Source organism: Pseudomonas sp. BS3767 (assembly GCF_900099665.1).
GTDB lineage: Bacteria > Pseudomonadota > Gammaproteobacteria > Pseudomonadales > Pseudomonadaceae > Aquipseudomonas > Aquipseudomonas cerasi.
On sequence record NZ_FNCX01000001.1, the window covers coordinates 408,737 to 429,735 of the forward strand.

The 20,999-nt window shown below is 61.7% G+C and carries 1 pseudogene; it reads right to left on the minus strand.

Going from position 1 to position 20,999, the window contains the following annotated elements:
* Positions 1-57: 57 nt before the first annotated feature.
* Positions 58-20,913 (minus strand): annotated as a pseudogene (syrE, locus tag BLR16_RS01625) (syringomycin E biosynthesis non-ribosomal peptide synthetase SyrE); the annotation flags it as partial.
* Between the last annotated feature and the right edge of the window lie 86 nt (positions 20,914-20,999).

The following is a 20,999-nucleotide window of genomic DNA, read 5'->3' on the forward strand; positions in this document are numbered from 1 at the left end:
CGCGAATACCGCCTTGGGCTGCAGCAGCGCTGGCGAGGCCAGGCGCTGCGCCGGGCTGAGCAACGGCAGGCCGAGCACAGGTTGCGCGACATCCTCGACCATCGCTTCCAGCAGCGTATGGAAATGCTGGGCAAAACGCTCGACGGTGGCGCGATCGAAGAGATCGCTGGCGTATTCGATAACCCCGGTGAGGGTGCCGTTTTCGCTGCCCAGGATCAGCATCAGGTCGAACTGCGCGGTTTCATGGGCTTGTAACACGGGGTGCAGGCTAAGGCCCGGCAGCTTCAACTCGCCGCCGATGCTGGTGTTATCCAGCGACAGGGCGACCTGACACAGCGGGCTATGGCTCATCGAGCGTGGCGGCTGCAAGGCTTCGATCACTTGCTCGAACGGAATGTCCTGATGTTCATGGGCCGCCAGCGTGGTCTGGCGGACCTGCTCCAGCAGTTGCGCCACGCTGGGGTTCTGCGCCAGATCAATGCGCAGGGCCAGGGTGTTGACGAAGAAACCGATCAGGTTCTCGGTTTCGGTGCGGCCACGGTTGGCGCTCGGCACGCCTATCACTACATCGCGTTCGTTGCCCAGACGTGCCATAAGCACCGACCAGGCACTGAGCAGGCCCATGAACAGGGTGACGTTATGGGCCTGGCAGAAGCGCTCCAGACGCTGATAAAGCGTCGCATCGATCGTCACGGGCACCGCGCCGCCGCGGTAGCTTTGCAGCGCCGGACGCGGCCGGTCGGTGGGCAGCGACAGCAGCGTCGGCGCGCCACCCAGGTGCTCACGCCAGAAGTCGGCCTGCTCGGCAAGGCGCTCGCCGGTAAAGGTGCGGCGTTGCCAGGCGGCGTAGTCGGCGTACTGAATTGACAGGGCCGGTAACGGGTCAGGCTGATGCTGACTGAAGGCCTGGTAGAGAGCGACGAACTCGTTGATCAGCACACCCACCGACCAGCCGTCGGAGATGATGTGGTGCTGGGTGATCAGCAACATATGCTCATCATCCGCCAGGCGCAGCAGACGCCCGCGAATCAGCGGGCCCTGGCGCAGGTCAAACGGTGCAGCGACCTCGCTGTCGGCGATGCGTGAAGCGCTGAGGCTGGCCTGTTCATAAGGCTGCGAGCGCAAGTCCTGCTCTGCCAGGGCGAAACCGCTGTCCGCCGCAGCGATGACCTGCACCGGATGTTCGCCGTGCAGCTCGAAGGTGGTGCGCAGGCTTTCATGACGTGCAACCAGACGGTCGAGCGCAGCCTTGAGCGCGCCGTGATCAAGCTCGCCGCGCAGCAGCAGCGACATCGGCATGTGGTAGGCGCCACTGGCACCAGGGTCGAGCCTGTCGAGGAACCACAGGCGCTGCTGGGAAAAGGACAGTGCCAGCGGCGCGTTACGCTCGATGGGTTCGATACTGTCGGTGTCGGCCGCTTGCAGGCCGTCGACCACTTTCGCCAGTTCGGCCACGGTCGGGTGATTGAACAGCTGACGCAGCGCCATGTCGCCGTTCAGTTGCTGACGCACACGGGAAACCAGTTGCGCAGCCAGCAGCGAGTGACCGCCAAGCTCGAAGAAGCCATCATGGCGACCCACTCGTTCAAGGCTCAGCAGCTCCTGGAATATGTCCGCCAAGGCCTGTTCGGTGGCACCCTCCGGCGCAACGTAAGTTCGCGCGGACATGGCGTTCAGGTCCGGTGCCGGCAGTGCTTTCTGGTCGACCTTGCCATTGAGCGTAAGCGGCAAGGTATCCAGGCGCATGAACACACTCGGAACCATGTATTCCGCCAAATCGGCACTCAATTGCGCACGCAGATCCTCTGGATCAGGTGCTTCAGCGTCTGCATGCACGGTGTAGTAGGCGACCAGACGGGTGTCACCCGGGCTGGCTTCGTGCGCCACCACCACGGAGTTGCGCACGCCGTCGCACAAGTGCAGGAGGCTTTCGATTTCGCCCAGCTCGACGCGGAAGCCGCGGACCTTGACCTGCCCATCGTTACGCGCCAGGTATTCAAGGTTACCGTCCGGCAACCAGCGCGCCAGGTCGCCGGTGCGATAGAGTCTCGCGCCGGCCTGCTGGCTGAACGGGTCTTCGCTGAAACGTTCGGCGGTCAGTTCCGGGCGGTTCAGGTAGCCGAGTGCGACGCCTGTGCCACCGATGTAGATCTCGCCGACCACCCCCATCGGCACCGGCTCGCGCCCGGCGTCAAGCACATAGACCCGCACGTTGGCATTAGGCTTGCCAATCGGCAGACTCAGGGTGTCAGGCAGTACATCGAAAATTTCGTAGCTGGTGGCACAGGTGGTGCCCTCGGTCGGGCCATAGCCGTTGAACAGGCGTACCTGAGCGGAGTGCTCCCGGACCCGACGGAACGAGGCCGGATCAGCGCGCTCGCCGCCACACATGATCATGCGCAGGCCTGCCAGGGCCTCGGGAATCAACCCGGCATACAGGTTGAAGAGGGCGGTCGAGCTGATCATGGCTGTTACACCATGGCGCTTCAGCAGGGCGGCGAAGGCCACCGGCTCAAGCAGCACCTGCGGCTCGATAATCACCGACTGGCCGCCATTGAGCAATGCACCCCAGATTTCCGGAGTGCTGGCGTCGAACGCCGGGTTGGACGAAAACGCCACACGGTCCTCGGCGGAGAAGTCGTAGTAGCCGTTGTCCTTAACCAGCCGAATAATGCCGTTGTGAGTCACGATCACGCCCTTGGGCACACCGGTGGAGCCAGAGGTGTAGATGATGCACGCGGGGGTTTCGCCTGCGATTTCATCTGCAAGCATGACTGGCCCCTGGTTCAGCGCCGACAGTTCCAGTGTGTCCAGATCCAGTCTTGGCGTCATGTCAGGTGCCGTCAGGTCGCTACGGCTCAGCAGCATGATGGCTTCGCTGTCCTCGAGCATGAAGCGCAGGCGCTCTTCGGGCGCCAGACGATCCAGCGCCAGATAAGCCGCGCCGCACTTGAGGGTGGCCAGCATGCTGGCCAGCAATTCCACCGACCGATCCAGCAGGATCGCCACCCGGGTTCCTGGCCCCACACCGTGTTTGCGCAGGTGCTGAGCCAAGGCATTGGCTCGGCTGTCGAGTTCGGCGTAGGTCAGCGTTTGCTCACTCTGGCGGACTGCAATTGCCTGCGGTGCAGCTTCGGCATGTGCCTCGAACAAGCGATGCATCAACTGACCGAGCGGGTAGGTGCGCTCTGTGGCATTGATATCCTTCAGCAGGTACTCGCGCTCCGCCGTGTCGAGCAACGGCACCTGCTCCAGCACTTGCCGATCGTCGGCCACCATGGCTTCCAGCACACGCTGGAAGTAGCCCAGATAACGTCGCATGGTGCTTTCGTCGAACAGCGCCGTAGCGTACTCCAGCGTGCCGATCAGTTGTCCGTCTACCTCACCGATGTCCAGCGCCAGGTCGAATTTTGATGCATCACCGGGCACTGCAACGCCTTGCAGGCTCATGTCGCCGAGCACCAGGGCGTCGTCCTCATTGTCTCGCCATGACAGCATCGCCTGAAAAATCGGGCTGTGAGACAGGCTGCGTTGTGGTCGAACCACTTCAACCACTTGTTCGAACGGCAGGTCCTGATTTGCCTGAGCAGCCAGAGTCTGCTGTTTGACCTGCCGCATAAGCGCTTCGACGCTCGGCGCCCCCGAGAGGTCGATCCGTACAGCAAGGGTGTTGACGAAGAACCCGATCAGGTTCTCCACCTCGGCGCTCATTCGATTGGCAACCGGCGTACCGATCACCACGTCGTCCTGACCGGACAGCCGTCCCAACAGCGCGGCCCAGGCACCCATCACGGTCATGAACAGGCTGCTGCCATATCGTTGGCCCAAAGCCTTGAGGCCATGGGTCAATTGCGTATCCAGCACCAGCTCCAGCGTCTGCCCGCTGTAGTCCTGTTGCGCCGGACGTGGCCGATCGGTCGGCAAGGTCAGCAAGGCTGGCGCACCGGCCAGTGCCTGCTGCCAGTACTGACGCTGTTGTTGCAGCACGTCGCCACTCAACCAGTCACGTTGCCACAGTGCGTAGTCGACGTACTGCACCGGCAACGCCGGCAGCGGATCCTCCGCCCCCTCACTGAAGGCTGCATAGAGCGCGCCCAGCTCGCGGTTCAACACCCCGGTTGACCAGCCATCGGAGACAATATGGTGCATGGTCACCAGCAACACGTGGTCGTCATCGGCCATGCGCACCAGACGCCCGCGCACTAACGGGCCATTGACGAGGTCGAAGTGCTCGCTGGCCTCTTGTGCAGCGATGGCGAGCAGCTTGTCTTCGGCATCGGTCTGCCCGGCCAGTACCTGCAGTTGCAGTCTGAAACCTGTTTCAGTGGCAGAGATACGCTGCTCCGCAGGCTGTCCCTGCTCTTGTACAAAGGTCGTGCGCAGTGCCTCATGGCGGGCCACGATACGGTCCAGCGCGCGTTGCAGCGACGCCTGATCAAGGCTGCCACGCATACGCAGTCCCGCCGGAATATGGTAAGCGGCGCTGCCACCTTCCAGTTGCGCAAGGAACCACAGGCGCTGCTGGGCAAACGACAGCGGTAACGCACCCGAACGTTGTGCAGGCGTAATCACCAGGCGAGCGTTGCCCTGCGTATTGGCAAGCAGCTCAGCGAACTGTCGCAGCACCGGTGCCGCGAAAAACGCCAACGGTGAAACCTCCAGATTCAACTGCTGACGGACCTGAGCCAGCACGCGCATGACCAGCAATGAATGACCGCCGAGCGCGAAAAAGTCATCATTGCGGCCGACCTGTGCGACGCCCAGCATATCGGCCCAGATTGCGGCGATTGCCGTCTCCAGCGGGCCATCGGCTGCTTCGAAATCCTGCTGATCGAAAGCGTCGGCATCCGGCTCGGGCAATGCTCTGCGATCCAGTTTGCCGTTGGCGCTCAGCGGCAATGCGGCCATGCGCACGAACGCTGCCGGGATCATGTATTCCGGCAGGTTGAGTTGCAGCTGCTGGCGCAGCGCGCGCGGGGTCAGGGTAGGGCCAGACTCTTCGCGAGTGGCATATTCCACAAAATACGCGATCAGTTTCGGCGTGCCGCCGCTGTCCTCGCGAATCACGACCAGGCTTTCGCGCACGCCCGCAACCTCGGCCAGGCGTGCTTCGATTTCGCCCAGCTCCAGACGCAGCCCGCGCAGCTTGGCCTGGGAGTCGTTGCGGCCGAGGAATTCGATATTGCCATCAGCCCGATAGCGAGCCATATCGCCGCTGCGATACAGCCGTTCGCCCGCCACGAAGGGGCTGTCCATGAAGCGTTCGGCGGTGAGTTGCGGCAAATTCAGATAACCGCGTGCAATACCTGCGCCGCCGATATACAGCTCGCCCGCGACACCCGGCGGAACCGGTTGGCCAAGCTCATCGAGCAGATAAATCCGCGTGTTGGCCAACGCGCGGCCAATCGGCAACACCCCGTCGACCTGGCTGTTTGCCTCGAACTCGAAACAGGTGCTGTCGATGCTGGCCTCAGTGACACCGTAGGCCTGGACGATCTGCACGTGATCGCCACAAAGCTTGCGCAGTTGCCGGGCGCTGTGCGCGGTCCAGATATCCGAACCACAGACCACGGTGCGCATGAACGACAGGTCGTGACCCGTCTCTTCCACCCAGCCCAGCAACGCGTTGAGCACGGCAGGCACGAAATCCGCAAAACCGATCGACTCTTCGCTCAACAGGCGGTAAAGCGCAGGAGGGTCCATCAAGGTCTCGCGTGGGCACAGCACCAGTGTGCAGCCGAAACCCAGTGAGCGGATCAGGTCGGCGCTGAACACATCGAAGGAAAACCCGGCCATCTGCAGATGATTGAGTGGCGCGTGTAACGCATACAATTTCTCCCACGCCGCGCTGACGGCGAGCAATCCGCGATGCTCGACCATTACGCCTTTCGGCACGCCGGTTGAGCCCGAGGTGTAGATCACATACGCCAGATTGCGCGCACCGAAGTTTTCCACCACCGGGTTATCGTCACGCTCGTTGAAGGTGTCGCGTTGATCTTCATCGAGCAGCACCAGTGGCAAGTCCAGCGTCGGCAGATGCGCCTGTACATCACGCTGGGTCAGCAGTGCCGACGGCGCACTGTCTTCGATCATGTAGGCCAGGCGCTCGGCAGGGTAGGCCCGGTCCAGTGGCAAATAAGCAGCACCGGCCTTGAGCACACCGAGCACGCCGATCAGCATTTCCACGCCACGCTCTACGCAGATCGCCACCCGATCATCCGGTTTGATGCCGAGGCTGATCAGATGGTGAGCGAGACGGTTTGCCTGACGGTTCAATTCCGCATAGCTCAAGCGCTGCGCCTCGAAAGCCAAGGCGATGGCGTTGGGCTGTGCCTGAACCCTTTCTTCGAACAGTTGATGAATCGTGAAGTCCTGCGGGTAGGGCGCCTCTGTTGCGTTGAGGCCCACCAGTAGATGTTCACGTTCGTCCACACCCAGCAAGTTAACGTGCTCCAGCACCTGTTGGTCGTCAGCGACCATGGCCTCCAGCACACGCTGGAAGTAGCCCAGATAGCGCCGCATGGTGCTCTCGTCGAACAACGCGGTGGCGTACTCCAGCGTGCCGACCAGTTGCTCATCCACCTCGGCCATGTCCAGCGTCAGGTCGAATTGGGCCGTATCAGCGGCCAATTCGATGCTTTTCAGAGTCATGTCGCCGAGCGTCAGATCAGACGCCTCGTTATTCTCCCACGACAGCATGGCCTGAAAAATCGGGCTGTGGGACAGACTGCGTAGCGGATTGATGACTTCCACGACTTGTTCGAACGGCAAGTCCTGATGCGCCTGGGCATCGAGAGTCTGCTGCTTGACCCGCGCCAGCAGCGTCTCTGCCGTAGGCTTGTCACTGAGGTCAACGCGGATGGCCAGGGTGTTGACGAACAGACCCACCAGCCCTTCGACTTCACTGCGTGTACGATTGGCCACAGGCGTACCAATGACCACATCGTCCTGACCCGCCAGGCGTCCCAGCAGGCCGGCCCACGCGGCCATGACCGTCATGAACAGGGTGCTGCCGCGGCGTTGGCTCAATGCCTTGAGACCTCGGGTAAGGTCTTTGTCGAAAACGACGGGCAGTGCTGCACCGGCATAGTCCTGCAGCGCCGGACGCGCACGGTCGGTGGGCAACATCAACAACGCCGGAGCATCTGCCAGGGTTTGCTGCCAGAAATTGCTTTGCTGTTGCAGCAGATCGCCACTCAGCCAGCGACGTTGCCACACCGCGTAGTCCAGGTATTGCAGGTCCAGCGGCGCCAGCGGGTCGTCCTGGTCCTGACTGAATGCCGCATACAGCGCGGACAATTCGCGGGTCAGCACACCAACCGACCAGCCATCGGAAACGATATGGTGCAGGGTCAGCAACAATACGTGATGGTCCTCGGCCATACGAATCAGGCGGCCACGAATCAACGGGCCCTGTTGCAGGTCGAAGCTTTGCAGCGACTCTTCGCTGGCCAGTGCCTGAAGTTTTTCCTCGGCATCCGCCAACCCTTGCAGGTCGTGCACTTGCAGGTTGAAACCGGTGTGCGCCGGGCTGATGCGTTGCACCGGCTGTCCGTCATCGCCCTGCATGAATGTGGTGCGTAAACCTTCGTGGCGCGCCACGATACGCTCCAACGCCCGTTGCAATGCCTTGAGATCCAGTTTGCCATGCAGGCTCAGGCCGGCAGGTATGTGGTAGGCCGCACTGGCGCCTTCCATCTGGGCGAGAAACCACAGACGTTGCTGGCCGAATGACAACGGCCACGCCTGATCGCGTGCCACCGGCACGATGTCCGGCAAGTCGCTGCGTCCGGCCTGAGCGATGGCCGCGGCCAGGGTACTCAGTTCGGGATGGGCGAACAGCGCGGCCAGACCAAGTTCGACGCCCAATTGATGGCGCACCTGGGAAATCAGGCGCATCGCCAGCAAGGAGTGGCCGCCCAGTTCGAAGAACTGGTCATGACGGCCCACCTGTTCCAGATCGAGCAGGTTTTGCCAGATATGCGCCAGCGCAATCTCGGTAGCACCTTGCGGCTCCACGTGTTCGCGACTGGCAAAAGCATCGTCCGCCGGAACCGGCAAGGCCTTGCGGTCAAGCTTGCGGTTCGGCGTCAACGGCAGTTCATCAAGCAGCACGAACGCGCTCGGCAGCATGTACTCGGCCAGTTGCGGTGCCAGTTCGGCACGCAGTTCAGCGGCTGTAAGCTGGCTTTGCGGCTGGGCAACCACATAGGCCACCAGGCGCTTGTCTCCCGGATTATCTTCCCGAGCGACCACCACCGCTTCCTTGACCCCTTTGCAATTACCCAGGCGGGCTTCGATTTCGCCCAGTTCGATGCGGAAGCCGCGAACCTTGACCTGGAAGTCGTTACGCCCCAGGTACTCGATACGGCCGTCGACCATGTAGCGCGCCAGATCGCCGGTTTTGTACATCCTGGCATCAGGGCTGTTGCTGAAAGGATCCGCGAGGAAGCGCTCGGCGTTGACCTCTTCAAGGTTCAGATAACCGCGTGCCACGCCGTCGCCGCCAATGTAGATTTCACCGGCCACGCCATACGGCACTGGCTGCTGATGAGCGTCGAGCAGGTAAATGCGCGTGTTGGCCATCGGTTTGCCGATGGTCGCATTACCACTGCCTTCGCTGCCGGCCGCAGCGTCGTGGCTGACGTAGGCCGCAGTGCAGGACACCGTCGCTTCGGTTGGCCCATAAGTATTGATCAGACGCGTGTGCACCGGGCGCATCTCGGCCCAGAGTTTGAGCTTATGTGCCGACAGTGCGTCACCCGTGACGTTGATCAGACGCACATGCTGCAGACGTTGCTCAGCGACCTGCGGCTGTTTGTGCCATTCGGCCACCAGCGTATGCCAGTGCGCAGTGGTCAGGTGCAGGACGGTCGGATGAATGCCGTAATCTTCAGTCCCTTCGCTGCCGAAGATCTCGCGGCTTGGCGTCAGGGTGGCCCCGGCCAAGAGTGCCGGGAAGATTTCTTCCACCGAGAGGTCGAAGTTCAGGGTGTTCTGCTGCAGGACGGTGTCAGTTGGGGACAGAGCAAAAAGCCGCGCCGCATCGACGCTGTAGTTGACCAGGCCGCGATGCTCGATCATCACGCCTTTCGGATTGCCGGTGGAACCCGAGGTGTAGATCACGTACGCCAGGTTGCGCACGCCGAGATTCGGTACGACCGGGTTGTCATCACACGCGGTGAAAGCCTGACGCTGATCGTCGTCGAGCAACACCAGCGGCAAGTTCAGCGCCGGCAAGCGCTCCTGTAGATCACGCTGGGTCAGCAACGCCGACGGCGTACTGTCCTCGATCATGTAGGCCAGGCGCTCAGCCGGGTAAGCCGGGTCAAGCGGCACATAAGCGGCACCGGCCTTGAGCACACCGAGCAGGCCGACCATCATTTCCACACCGCGTTCGACGCACAGCGCCACCCGATCATCCGGGCCGATGCCCAGGCCGATCAGGTGATGAGCCAGACGGTTGGCCTGACGGTTCAGTTCGGCATAGCTCAAGCGCTGCCCCTGGAACGCCACGGCGATGGCACCAGGTTGCGTGCGTACCTGTGCTTCGAACAGGTGCTGAATGCACAGGTCCGTCGGGTAGTCCTGGCGGGTCTGGTTGAAGGTCTCCAGCAGCAGGTTGCGTTCGGCGGCAGGCAGCACATCCAGCTGCGTAACGGCCATCTGCGGTGTGTGCGCCAGCGCGTCGGTCAATTGCTCCAGCGCGCACTGCATCATGGCGCACAGGCGTTGCGGATCCGCAGGCTGCATGCTGTGTATTATCAGGTCGAGCTCACTGCCGTAATCGTTGACCGACAAGCACAGCGGATAGTTGGTCCGCTCGGTGCCGTCAAGCAGGCGCATTCCCGGCCATTGCAACCGACTGTCCTCGCCCTGGTGCCGGTAATTGAGCAGGCTGGAGAACAACGGCACCCCTGTGGCCACGCTACTGCAACGCTGGGCCAGGGCCAGTGATGCCTGCTCGTGGCTCAATAATTCGCTGAGATCACGGTGGGTGGCCATGACCAGTTCCTGGGCGCCTTGTGTGGTCAGTTGCACACGAACCGGCAGGGTGTTCATGAACATGCCCATGGCCCGCTCGGCGCCGACCGTACCTTGCAGGCGGCCGGTGACCACGGTGCCGAACACCACATCATCACGATCAGTACAACGGGCCATCACCTGGGCCCAGGCGACATGAAACAGAACCGCCGGGGACATGCCGCGCTCCCGGGCCTGGGTCCGGATACGTGCGCAGAGGTCACTGTTCAATGCCAGTTTGGCCTCTTCGACGTCATTGCCGTCGCCCTGAACTTCCAGCAGGTCGAACGGAGCGGTGGGTGAATCCACATCAGCCAGGCGGCGGGTGAAGTAAGCTTCGTGGGCACTTGAAGGGCTGGCGGGGGTCTGTGCGACAAAATCCCGATAAGGCTGCGGTGGCAGCAGGTCTGCGCTCTGGCCTCGCATCAGCAGGCGAATTTCTTCGAGTATGAGTTCCACGGTGACGTGGTCGCTGATCATGTGATGATCAATCAGCGCCAGTAACCAACGTTCCGAGTTCGGGTCGCCAGCGATGTAGGCCAGTAGAAGCGGTGCCTGTCGCAGGTCCAGGCGCATACGACCTGGATCACTTAGCCGGTCCAGCTGACTGAGTGCGTCTTCATCCGGCGTCAGGGTGAGGGTATGGACCGGCAATTGCGCCTGGCGGTGCACCACTTGCACCGCTTGCGGCAGGCCGATCCAATGCACCGAGCTGCGCAGGATGTCATGGCGGTCGATTACCGTTTGCAGGCCCTCAAGAAAGGCGTCAAGACGCGCACGGCTGTCGAACTCGATCATCGAGCGCATCAAGTAGGCATCGCGCTCACGATTCAGCAGGTAATGGAACAGGATGCCGTCCTGAAGCGGTGCCAGCGGGTAGATGTCCTGGATATTGGCGGCGCCGCCGGGAACGGCGGAGGTGATCAGTTCAATCTGAGCGACGCTCAGTTCCACCAGCGGCAACATGTCTGGCGTCAATTGCGTGCAGTGGGCCGGAATACGGTTGGCCGGTGTCTGGAACAGGGCTTGTTTGTCCTGGCTGATAGCCAGGGCCATTTCACGCACGCTGGGGGCAGTGAATACAGTCTTTACGTTGAGATTCAGGCCCTGCTTGCGCAGACGTTCGATCAGCGAGACGGCCAGCAGTGAGTGGCCACCCAGTTCGAAGAAATGGTCGTGACGCCCGACCTGCTCGATGCCCAGCAGGTCTTGCCAGATAGCCACGATCCGCTCTTCGGTTTCGCCTTGTGGGGCTTCATAGCCACGGCTGATCAGTGCATCAGCGTCCGGGGCTGGCAAGGCCTTGCGGTCGAGCTTGCGGTTCGGCGTCAACGGCAAGGCGTCGAGGATCATGAATGCGCTCGGCAGCATGTACTCGGCCAGTTGCGGCGCCAGTTCGGCACGCAGTTCAGCGGCTGTAAGCTGGCTTTGCGGCTGGCCAACCACATAGGCCACCAGGCGTTTGTCTCCCGGGTTATCTTCCCGAGCGACCACCACCGCTTCCTTGACCCCGGTGCAATTGCCCAGGCGGGCTTCGATTTCGCCCAGCTCGATACGGAAACCGCGTACTTTGACCTGGAAGTCGTTACGACCCAGGTACTCGATACGGCCGTCGACCATGTAGCGCGCCAGATCGCCGGTTTTGTACATCCTGGCATCAGGGCTGTTGCTGAACGGATCCGCGAGGAAACGCTCGGCGTTGACCTCTTCAAGGTTCAGGTAACCCCGCGCCACGCCGTCGCCACCGATGAAAATCTCACCGGCCACGCCGTATGGCACCGGCTGCTGGTGGGCATCAAGCAGGTAGATACGCGTGTTGGCCATTGGCTTGCCGATGGTCGCGTTGCCGCTGCCTTCGCTGCCGGCCACGGCGTCATGGCTGACATAAGCGGCGGTGCAGGACACTGTCGCTTCGGTAGGCCCATAAGTATTGATCAAACGCGTGTGCGCCGGGCGCATCTCGTCCCAGAGCTTGAGTTTCTGTGCCGACAATGCGTCACCTGTGACGTTGATCAGGCGTACCTCGGCCAGGCGTTGTTCAGCAGCCTGCGGCTGGTTGTGCCATTCGGCGACCAGGGTGTGCCAGTGAGCGGCGGTCAAATGCAGGACGGTCGGGTAAATGCCGTGATTTTCAGTTCCTTCACTGCCGAATATCTCGCGGCTCGGCGCCAGGGTGGCACCGGCCAGGAGTGCCGGGAAGATCTCCTCCACCGACAGGTCGAAGTTAAGGGTGTTTTGTTGCAGCACCGTGTCGCTCTGGGACAGGCCAAACAGTCGTGCCGCATCGACGCTGTAGTTGACCAGACCGCGGTGTTCGATCATCACGCCCTTGGGATTGCCGGTGGAACCGGAGGTGTAGATCACATACGCCAGGTTGCGCACGCCGAGGGTCGGTACGACCGGGTTGTCGTCACGCTCGGTAAAGGTTTTGCGCTGATCATCGTCGAGCAGCACCAGTGGCAAGGTGAGGGTCGGCAGATATTCCTGCAAGTGACGCTGTGTCAGCAACGCCGACGGCGTACTGTCCTCGATCATGTAGGCCAGGCGCTCGGCCGGGTAGGCCGGGTCAAGAGGTACATAAGCAGCACCGGCCTTGAGCACACCGAGCAGGCCGACCATCATTTCCACACCGCGCTCGACGCAGAGCGCCACGCGATCATCAGGGCCGATGCCCAGGCCGATCAGGTGATGAGCCAGACGGTTGGCCTGACGGTTTAGTTCGGCATAGCTCAAGCGCTGCCCCTGGAACGCCACGGCGATGGCACCGCGTTGCGTGCGTACCTGGGCTTCAAACAGGTGCTGAATGCACAGCTCCGTCGGGTAGTCCTGGCGGGTCTGGTTGAAGGTCTCCAGCAGCAGGTTGCGCTCGGCGGCGGGCAGCACATCCAGCTGAGTAACGTCCATCTGTGGTGTGTGCGCCAGCGCGTCGGTCAATTGCTCCAGCGCGCACTGCATCATGGCGCACAGGCGTTGCGGATCCGCAGGTTGCACGCTGTGTATCAACAGGCCCAGGTCACTGCCGTAATCATTGACCGACAAGCACAACGGGTAGTTTGTGCGCTCGGAGCTGTCGAGCAGGCGCAGGCCCGGCCATTGCAACTGGCTGTCCTGGCTCTGGTGCCGGTAGTTGAGCAGGCTGGAGAACAATGGCGCCCCCGTGGCCACGCTACTGCAACGCTGGGCCAGGGCCAATGATGCCTGCTCGTGGCTCAGTAACTCGCTGAGATCACGGTGGGTGGCCATGACCAGTTCCTGGGCGCCTTGCGTGGCCAGTTGCACGCGAACCGGCAAGGTGTTCATGAACATGCCCATGGCCCGCTCGGCGCCGACCGTACCTTGCAGGCGGCCGGTGACCACCGTACCGAACACCACATCATCGCGACCGGTACAACGGGCCAGCACCTGCGCCCAGGCGACATGGAACAGAACCGCCGGGGACATACCGCGCTCCCGGGCCTGAGTCCGGATACGTGCGCAGAGTTCACCGTTCAATGCCAGTTCGGCCTCTATGACGTCATTGCCGTCGCCCTGAACTTCCAGCAGTTCGAACGGAGCGGTGGGTGAATCAACATCCGCCAGACGGCGTGCAAAATAGGCTTCGTGGGCACTTGAAGGGCTGGCGAGGGTCTGTGCGACAAACTCCCGATAAGGCTGCGCTGGCAGCAGGTCTGCGCTCTTGCCTCGCATCAGCAGGCGAATTTCTTCGAGTATGAGCTCCAGAGTGACGTGGTCGCTGATCATGTGGTGATCAATCAGCGCCAGTAGCCAACGATCCGAGTTCGGGTCACCAGCAATGTAGGCCAGTAGTAGCGGTGCCTGTTGCAGGTCCATGCGCAGACGACCTGGATCACTTAGACGATTCACCTGGCTGAGTGCGTCTTCATCCGGCGTCAGGGTGAGGGTATGGACCGGCAATTGCGCCTGGCGGTGCACCACTTGCACCGCTTGCGGCAGGCCGACCCAATGCACCGAACTGCGCAGGACATCATGGCGGTCGATAACCGTCTGCAGCGCCTCAAGAAAGGCGTCAAGACGCGCACGGTTGTCGAACTCGATCGTCGAGCGCACCAGATAGGCGTCGCGTTCACGATTGAGCAGGTAATGGAACAGGATGCCTTCCTGAAGCGGTATCAGCGGGTAGATGTCCTGAACATTGGCGGCTCCACCGGGAACGGCGGAGGTGATCAGCTCAATCTCATCGACGCTTAGTTTCACCAACGGCAGCATGTCTGGCGTCAATTGCGTGCAGTCGGCCGGGATGCGGTTAGCCGGAGCCTGGAACAGGACTTGTTTGTCCTGGCTGATGGCCAGGGCCATTTCACGCACGCTGGGCGCAGTGAATACGGTATTTACGTTGAGATTCAACCCCTGCTTGCGCAGCCGGTCGATCAGAGAGACGGCCAGCAGTGAGTGGCCACCGAGTTCGAAGAAATGGTCGTGACGCCCGACCTGCTCGACGCCCAGCAGGTCTTGCCAGATAGCCACAATCTGCGTTTCGGTTTCGCCTTGCGGTGCTTCGTAGCCACGGCTGATCAGCGCATCACCGTCCGGCGCCGGCAGCGCCTTGCGATCCAGCTTGCCGTTCGGCGTCAGCGGCATTGAGTCGAGCAGCACATAGGCCATCGGGATCATGTAGGCCGGCAGTTGTTCCTGCAGCCAACCGCGCAGGCTGTCGATGTCTACCGAAGCATGCTCTGCGATCAGGGTGTAATAAGCCACCAGGCGTTTATCGCCCGGTACATCTTCACGAGCAGTGACTACCGCCTCATGGACTGCCGGGTGTTTGGCCAGCGCGGCCTCGATTTCGCCGATTTCGATACGCAAGCCACGGATCTTGACCTGAAAGTCGTTGCGGCCCAGGTATTCCAGCGCGCCATTGGCCAGCCAGCGACCCATGTCGCCGGTTTTGTACAGGCGTGCCTGTGGGTCGCTGGAAAACGGGTCGGCGATGAAACGCTCGGCACTCAGCTGTGGCTGGTTCAGGTAACTCCGCGCCACGCCGATACCGCCGATGTGCAGTTCACCGGCCACGCCCATTGGTTGCAGCTGGCCCAAGGCATCGAGTACGTGCATCTGAATATTGGCAATCGGACGGCCGATGGGCACGCTGTCGCCCGGATCCGTCGGACGGCATTCCCAGGCGGTAGCGTCGATGGCCGCTTCGGTCGGGCCGTAGAGGTTGTGCAGTTCAACGCCCTTCAGGTGTTGCTCGAAGCGGCGCTGCAACGCACGCGGCAAGGCCTCGCCGCTGCACAGCACGCGGCGCAGTTGCGGGAAGTCGCGGGTCGAGCGGTGTTCCAGAAACACATCGAGCATCGAGGGCACAAAGTGCAGCAGGGTAATGCCCGCGTCACTCATTATCTGCGCCAGGTAGTCAGGATCCTGATGGCCACCGGGACGGGCCATGACCAGCTCGGCACCGGCCAGCAGTGGCAGGAAAAACTCCCACACAGACACGTCGAAACCGAACGGGGTCTTTTGCAGCACGCGATCCTGACTGTTGACCTGATAGGCATCGCGGGCCCAGAGCAGGCGGTTGACCACGCCCAGGTGTTCGTTCATCACGCCTTTGGGCGTGCCGGTAGAACCCGAGGTGTACAGCACGTAGGCCAGGTGATTCGGCTGCAGGCCCAGGGCCTTGGCATCCGGGTTGCCGGTCGGCTGCCTGGTCAGTTGCGCGCTGTCATCGCGGTCATCGAGCACCAGCACCGGAAGGTCCAGAGCCGGCAGGTTGTCGCTCAGGTCCTGAGTGGTCAGCACCGCCTGCGGCGAGCTGTCTTCGAGCATATAAGTCTGGCGGGCGCTAGGCAGGTCAGGGTCGATCGGCACGTAGGCGCCACCGGCCTTGAGGGTACCCAAGAGCGCCACGACCATTTCCGCGCCGCGACGCAGGCTGACCGCGACCCGCGTATCCGGCTTCACACCCAGCTCTATAAGGCGATGGGCGAGCTGGTTGGCCTGTTGGTTGAGTTCGGCGTAAGTGAGCAACGGCCCGCTGTCGCCGCGTACGGCGCAGGCATCCGGACGCTGGGCGGCCTGTTGTTCGATCAATTGGTGGATCAGTACGTCGCGCGGATAAGGGTGGGCAGTGTCATTAAACCCCGCCAGTAATAGCTCGCGCTCATCGTCCGGCAATATCGGCAGGCTGTTCAGCGCTGCTTGCGGCGTGTGTTCCAGCGCTTGCACCAGGCTGCGCAGTGCAACCTGCATGTACTCGCCGATGCGCTGGGCATTGATTTGCTGGACGGCCTGAACGGTGAGCGTAAAAGCATCGCCCAGGTCATCGACATTCAGGGTCAACGGGTAGTTGGTATGGTCTTCGGTGCCGAAGGACTCGATCCCACCCCAGGCGCTGGCAGCTTCTGCTGAAACATCGCTCACAGCATCGTGCCGGTAGTTGAGCAATGCACTGAATAGCGGCGTCGGAGCGGCCACGCCGCTGCAACGCTGGGCGAGCACCAGCGGAGCATGCTCATGCCCCAGCAAAGCCGTCAACCGCTCGTGGGTTGCCTTCAATCCGTCGGCCACTGTCGTCGCGCCGATATCGACGCGCAGCGGCAAGGTGTTGATAAACATGCCCAACGCACGGTCGGCGCCATCACCGGCCTGCATCCGGCCCAGCAGTACCGTGCCGAACACCACCTGTTCGCAGGCCGAGACATTGCCCAGCACCCGCGCCCAGGCCAAATGCATCAGGCTCGCGACGCTGACGCCTGCCTGTCGAGCCTGAGCCCGCAAACGCAGGTTCAGTTCGGCCGCCAGGGTCACGCTGGCCTCTTCGAGGTTGCGGCCACGGTCCTGCACATCCTGCAAACCGAACGGCAGCGTCGGCTCGTCGATGTCGCCGAGCATGTCGCGGAAGAACGCTTCGTGCTGTGCCTCGCTGACACCCAGGCGAGCCTGGGCGACATAGTTGCGATATGGCACTGTCTCACCCAGGTCATTGCCCTGACCGAGCAGATGCGCCTGAATTTCATGCAGTACCACGGACAGGGAAGTGGCGTCGCTGACCAGGTGATGGGACAGCAGCATCGCCAGCCAGCGGTCGTTGACCGGGTCATGGCTAAAGACAATGCGCATCAATGGCGCGTTACGCACATCGAGGCGGTAATGCCGGCGGTCGAAGCGCTGGTGTAATTGCTCGTCAACCGGGCCGTCTGCAGGGTCGAGGAACAACTCGATGACTTGCAGTTCAGCTTGACGCAGCACGACTTGCACCGGTTCATCGAGATCCTCCCACAGCACCGCGGTGCGCAGGATATCGTGGCGGTTTATCACACCTTGCAAAGCACCGCTGAAATCGTCCAGTCGCGCCCGGTCAGATAGCGCGAACAGTGCTTTCAGGGTGTAGGGGTCGCCCTGTTCGGCACTGATATGGTGGTAAAGAATCCCCGCCTGCAACGGTGCCAGCGGGTAGATGTCCTGCACGTTGGCAACACCACCGGGCATGCCCTTCACCACGTGGTCGATCTGCGCCTGAGAGAGGTTGATCAGCGGCAACATCTGCGGGGTGATACGGTCGCAACGTTCGGGAATAAGATTGGCCGGCACCACGACTTCCGAGCCACCACCGGCAGCTGCCGCCAGTGCCGCCACGGTTGGCTGGCCGAACAGCACATGCACATCGGCACTCAGGCCGACCTGGCGCATGCGTTCGATCAATTTCACCGCCAGCAGTGAGTGGCCACCCAGTTCGAAGAAATGGTCATGGCGACCCACCTGTTCAACCTTGAGCACGTCGGCCCAGATCGACGCCAGCAGGGTTTCCACTTCGCCTTGCGGCGCTTCGTAACCACGGCTGATAAGCGCCTGTGCATCCGGTGCTGGCAGCGCCTTGCGATCGAGCTTGCCATTCGGCGTCAGTGGCATCGCCTCAAGCAGTACATAAATGGCCGGAACCATGTATTCCGGCAACTGTTGCTGCAGGTGACCGCGCAAGGTTTCGATATCGACAGCAGTGTGCTCGGCAGACTGCGTGTAGTAAGCCACCAGACGTTGGTCGCCGGGTATGTCTTCGCGAGCGGTGACCACCGCTTCATGGACCGCCGGGTGTTTGGCCAGGGTGGCCTCGATTTCGCCGATTTCGATACGCAAACCGCGGATCTTCACCTGAAAGTCATTGCGGCCCAGGTACTCCAGCGCGCCATTGGCCAGCCAGCGACCCACATCGCCGGTTTTGTACAGGCGTGCCTGCGGGTCTTCGGAAAACGGATCGGCGATGAAACGCTCGGCACTCAGCTGCGGCTGGTTCAGGTAACCCCGCGCCACGCCGATGCCGCCAATGTGCAGCTCGCCCGCCACGCCCAGCGGTTGCAACTGGCCCAAGGCATCGAGTACGTGCATCTGAATATTGGCAATCGGGCGGCCAATAGGCACGCTTTCGCCCGGATCCGTCGGACGGCATTCCCAGGCAGTAACGTCGATGGCCGCTTCGGTCGGGCCATACAGGTTATGCAGTTCAACGCCCTTGAGCTGTTGCTCGAAGCGGCGCTGCAACGCACGCGGCAAGGCCTCGCCACTGCACAGCACGCGGCGCAGTTGCGGGAAGTCGCGGGTTGAGCGGTGTTCCAGAAACACATCGAGCATCGAAGGTACAAAGTGCAGCAGGGTGATGCCCGCGTCACTCATCACTTGAGCCAGATACTCCGGATCCTGATGGCCACCGGGACGAGCCATGACCAGCTCGGCCCCGGCCAGCAGTGGCAGGAAAAACTCCCAGACCGACACGTCGAAACCGAACGGGGTTTTTTGCAGCACGCGATCCTGACTGTTGACCTGATAGGCGTCGCGGGCCCATAGCAGGCGGTTGACTACGCCCAGGTGTTCGTTCATCACGCCTTTGGGCTGCCCGGTGGAACCCGAGGTGTAGAGCACGTAGGCCAGATGGTTCGGCTGCAGGCCCAGGGCCTTGGCATCCGGGTTGCCGGTCGGCTGCCTGGCCAGTTGCGCGCTGTCATCGTGGCTATCAAGCACCAGCACCGGAAGGTCCAGGGCCGGCAGGTTGTCGCTCAGGTCCTGAGTGGTCAGCACTGCCTGCGGCGAGCTGTCCTCGAGCATATAAGTCTGGCGGGCGCTGGGCAGGTCAGGGTCGATCGGCACGTAGGCGCCACCGGCCTTGAGAATACCCAAGAGCGCCACGACCATTTCCGGTCCGCGACGCAGGCTGACTGCGACCCGCGTATCCGGCTTCACACCCAGCTCTATCAGGCGATGGGCGAGCTGGTTGGCCTGTTGATTGAGTTCGGCGTAAGTGAGCAACGGCCCGCTGTCGCCGCGTACGGCGCAGGCATCCGGACGCTGGGCGGCCTGTTGTTCGATCAGTTGGTGGATAACGACATCGCGGGGATAGGCGAGGGCGGTTTCGTTGAAAGCTGCCAGTTGCTGATGCTCGGTTTCGCTCATCAGCGGGAAGTGCGCCAAAGGCGTGTCGTGCTGATTCAGCACTGCTTCAAGCATGGCGAAAATGCGCTGCTGTACGCGCTGCGCTTCCTCTAAGGTGAAATAAGCCGTGTTGAAGTTGAAATCCAGGTGGATGTCTTCAGAGGGATGGTAATCGCGTACGAAGATCGCCATGGGCGTCTGCTCGTAACCATTGTCCAGCATCAGCACCCGTGCCGGGTCCTCGCAGCCGAATGTGACGTCACCATCGAAGCTTTCGAACGAAAGTGAAACATCGAACAGCTGGTGGCGTCCGTTTTGCGCCAGCCGCAGGCTGCGATTGAGTTCGGCAATCGGGAAACGCTGGTGGCGGTAAGTGCGACGTAGTTGCGTGCCGATGTTATTCATCAGGTCGACCAGCGTTTCATGCGGATCGAAGCCCACGCGAATCGGGCTGATAGACGAAAACATACCGATGGTGGCTTTCTGACGAGCATTGGTACGGTTATGCACCGGCATGCCGACAACGATCTCATCGACGCCCGCGGTGCGGCAGAAATAGGTGCTGATCACTCCGACCAGTACATGAGCCACGGACAGATTGCATTCGCCGGCAAACTGAGTCAGCGCGTTGTAAAGCGCGCGGGGCAACATGGCTTGAACCTGGTCACTGGGGGCTGGGCCGTTGGTTACGCCTGCCTTGAAATCTGCTCTGCGTTGCAGCAGAACCGGCGGCAGTTGGGCGTAGGCCTGCTCCCAGAACAGTCGATCACGCTCGTAGCGAGAAGACGTCATATAGGCCTTGTCTTCTTCAAGGAACGAGAGGTAAGAAGGCCCCTCGGCCAGCGTTTGCTTGCCTTCCAGCAAGCCTGAGTAGGCATCGCTTACGGTGTGCGCTATCAGCACTGCACCGATGCCGTCGGCGACCAGGTGGTGCAAGCGATTGAACCAGTAATAGAGTTGCGGCCCGCAACGAACCAGACGCGACTCCCAGAGTTGTCCGATCATTGACTCAAAGGGTTGGCGGAAGGACTCGCGCAGATGCGCAATGGCCTGCTCGGCGTCGCCGTCGACGTCAGGCAAGTCGGTCACTTCAAGCGTGAACGGCGCCTTGGACAGAACCCGCTGGCCGCCCATGCCCCTTTCGTGGCTGAAACTCAGACGCAGCGCGTCATGGCCGTCGACGACCATCTGGATGGCTTTCTCGAACAGCGCAATATCGATGTCGCCCTTGATCTCCAGAGTCATGCCGATGTTGTAATAAGGCAGGTGCGGATAGGCGAGCTGATCAAGCCAGATACCTTGCTGAACCGAAGCCAGCGGAAGGAGCTCTTGTCCTTGCGTGCACAGATTGTCGATCAACGAATTCATCTCAAAGCACCTGTTTGCGAAATCAATTGGCTCGTCTCCGGTCGAAGGGCGGCGCGGCATGGCGCTGGACGAATGCCAGTCGGCGGGAGGATTAAGAACATTGAAAAAAAAATAGAGCATCCACCTGGGGATGTCTGTCATGGGAAGCTGGGACAACTGCGCGCGGTGGTCTTCCGGGCTGGGTGATCAATGACTCAAGGCTACGCTGCGCCTCGCCGGTATAAAGG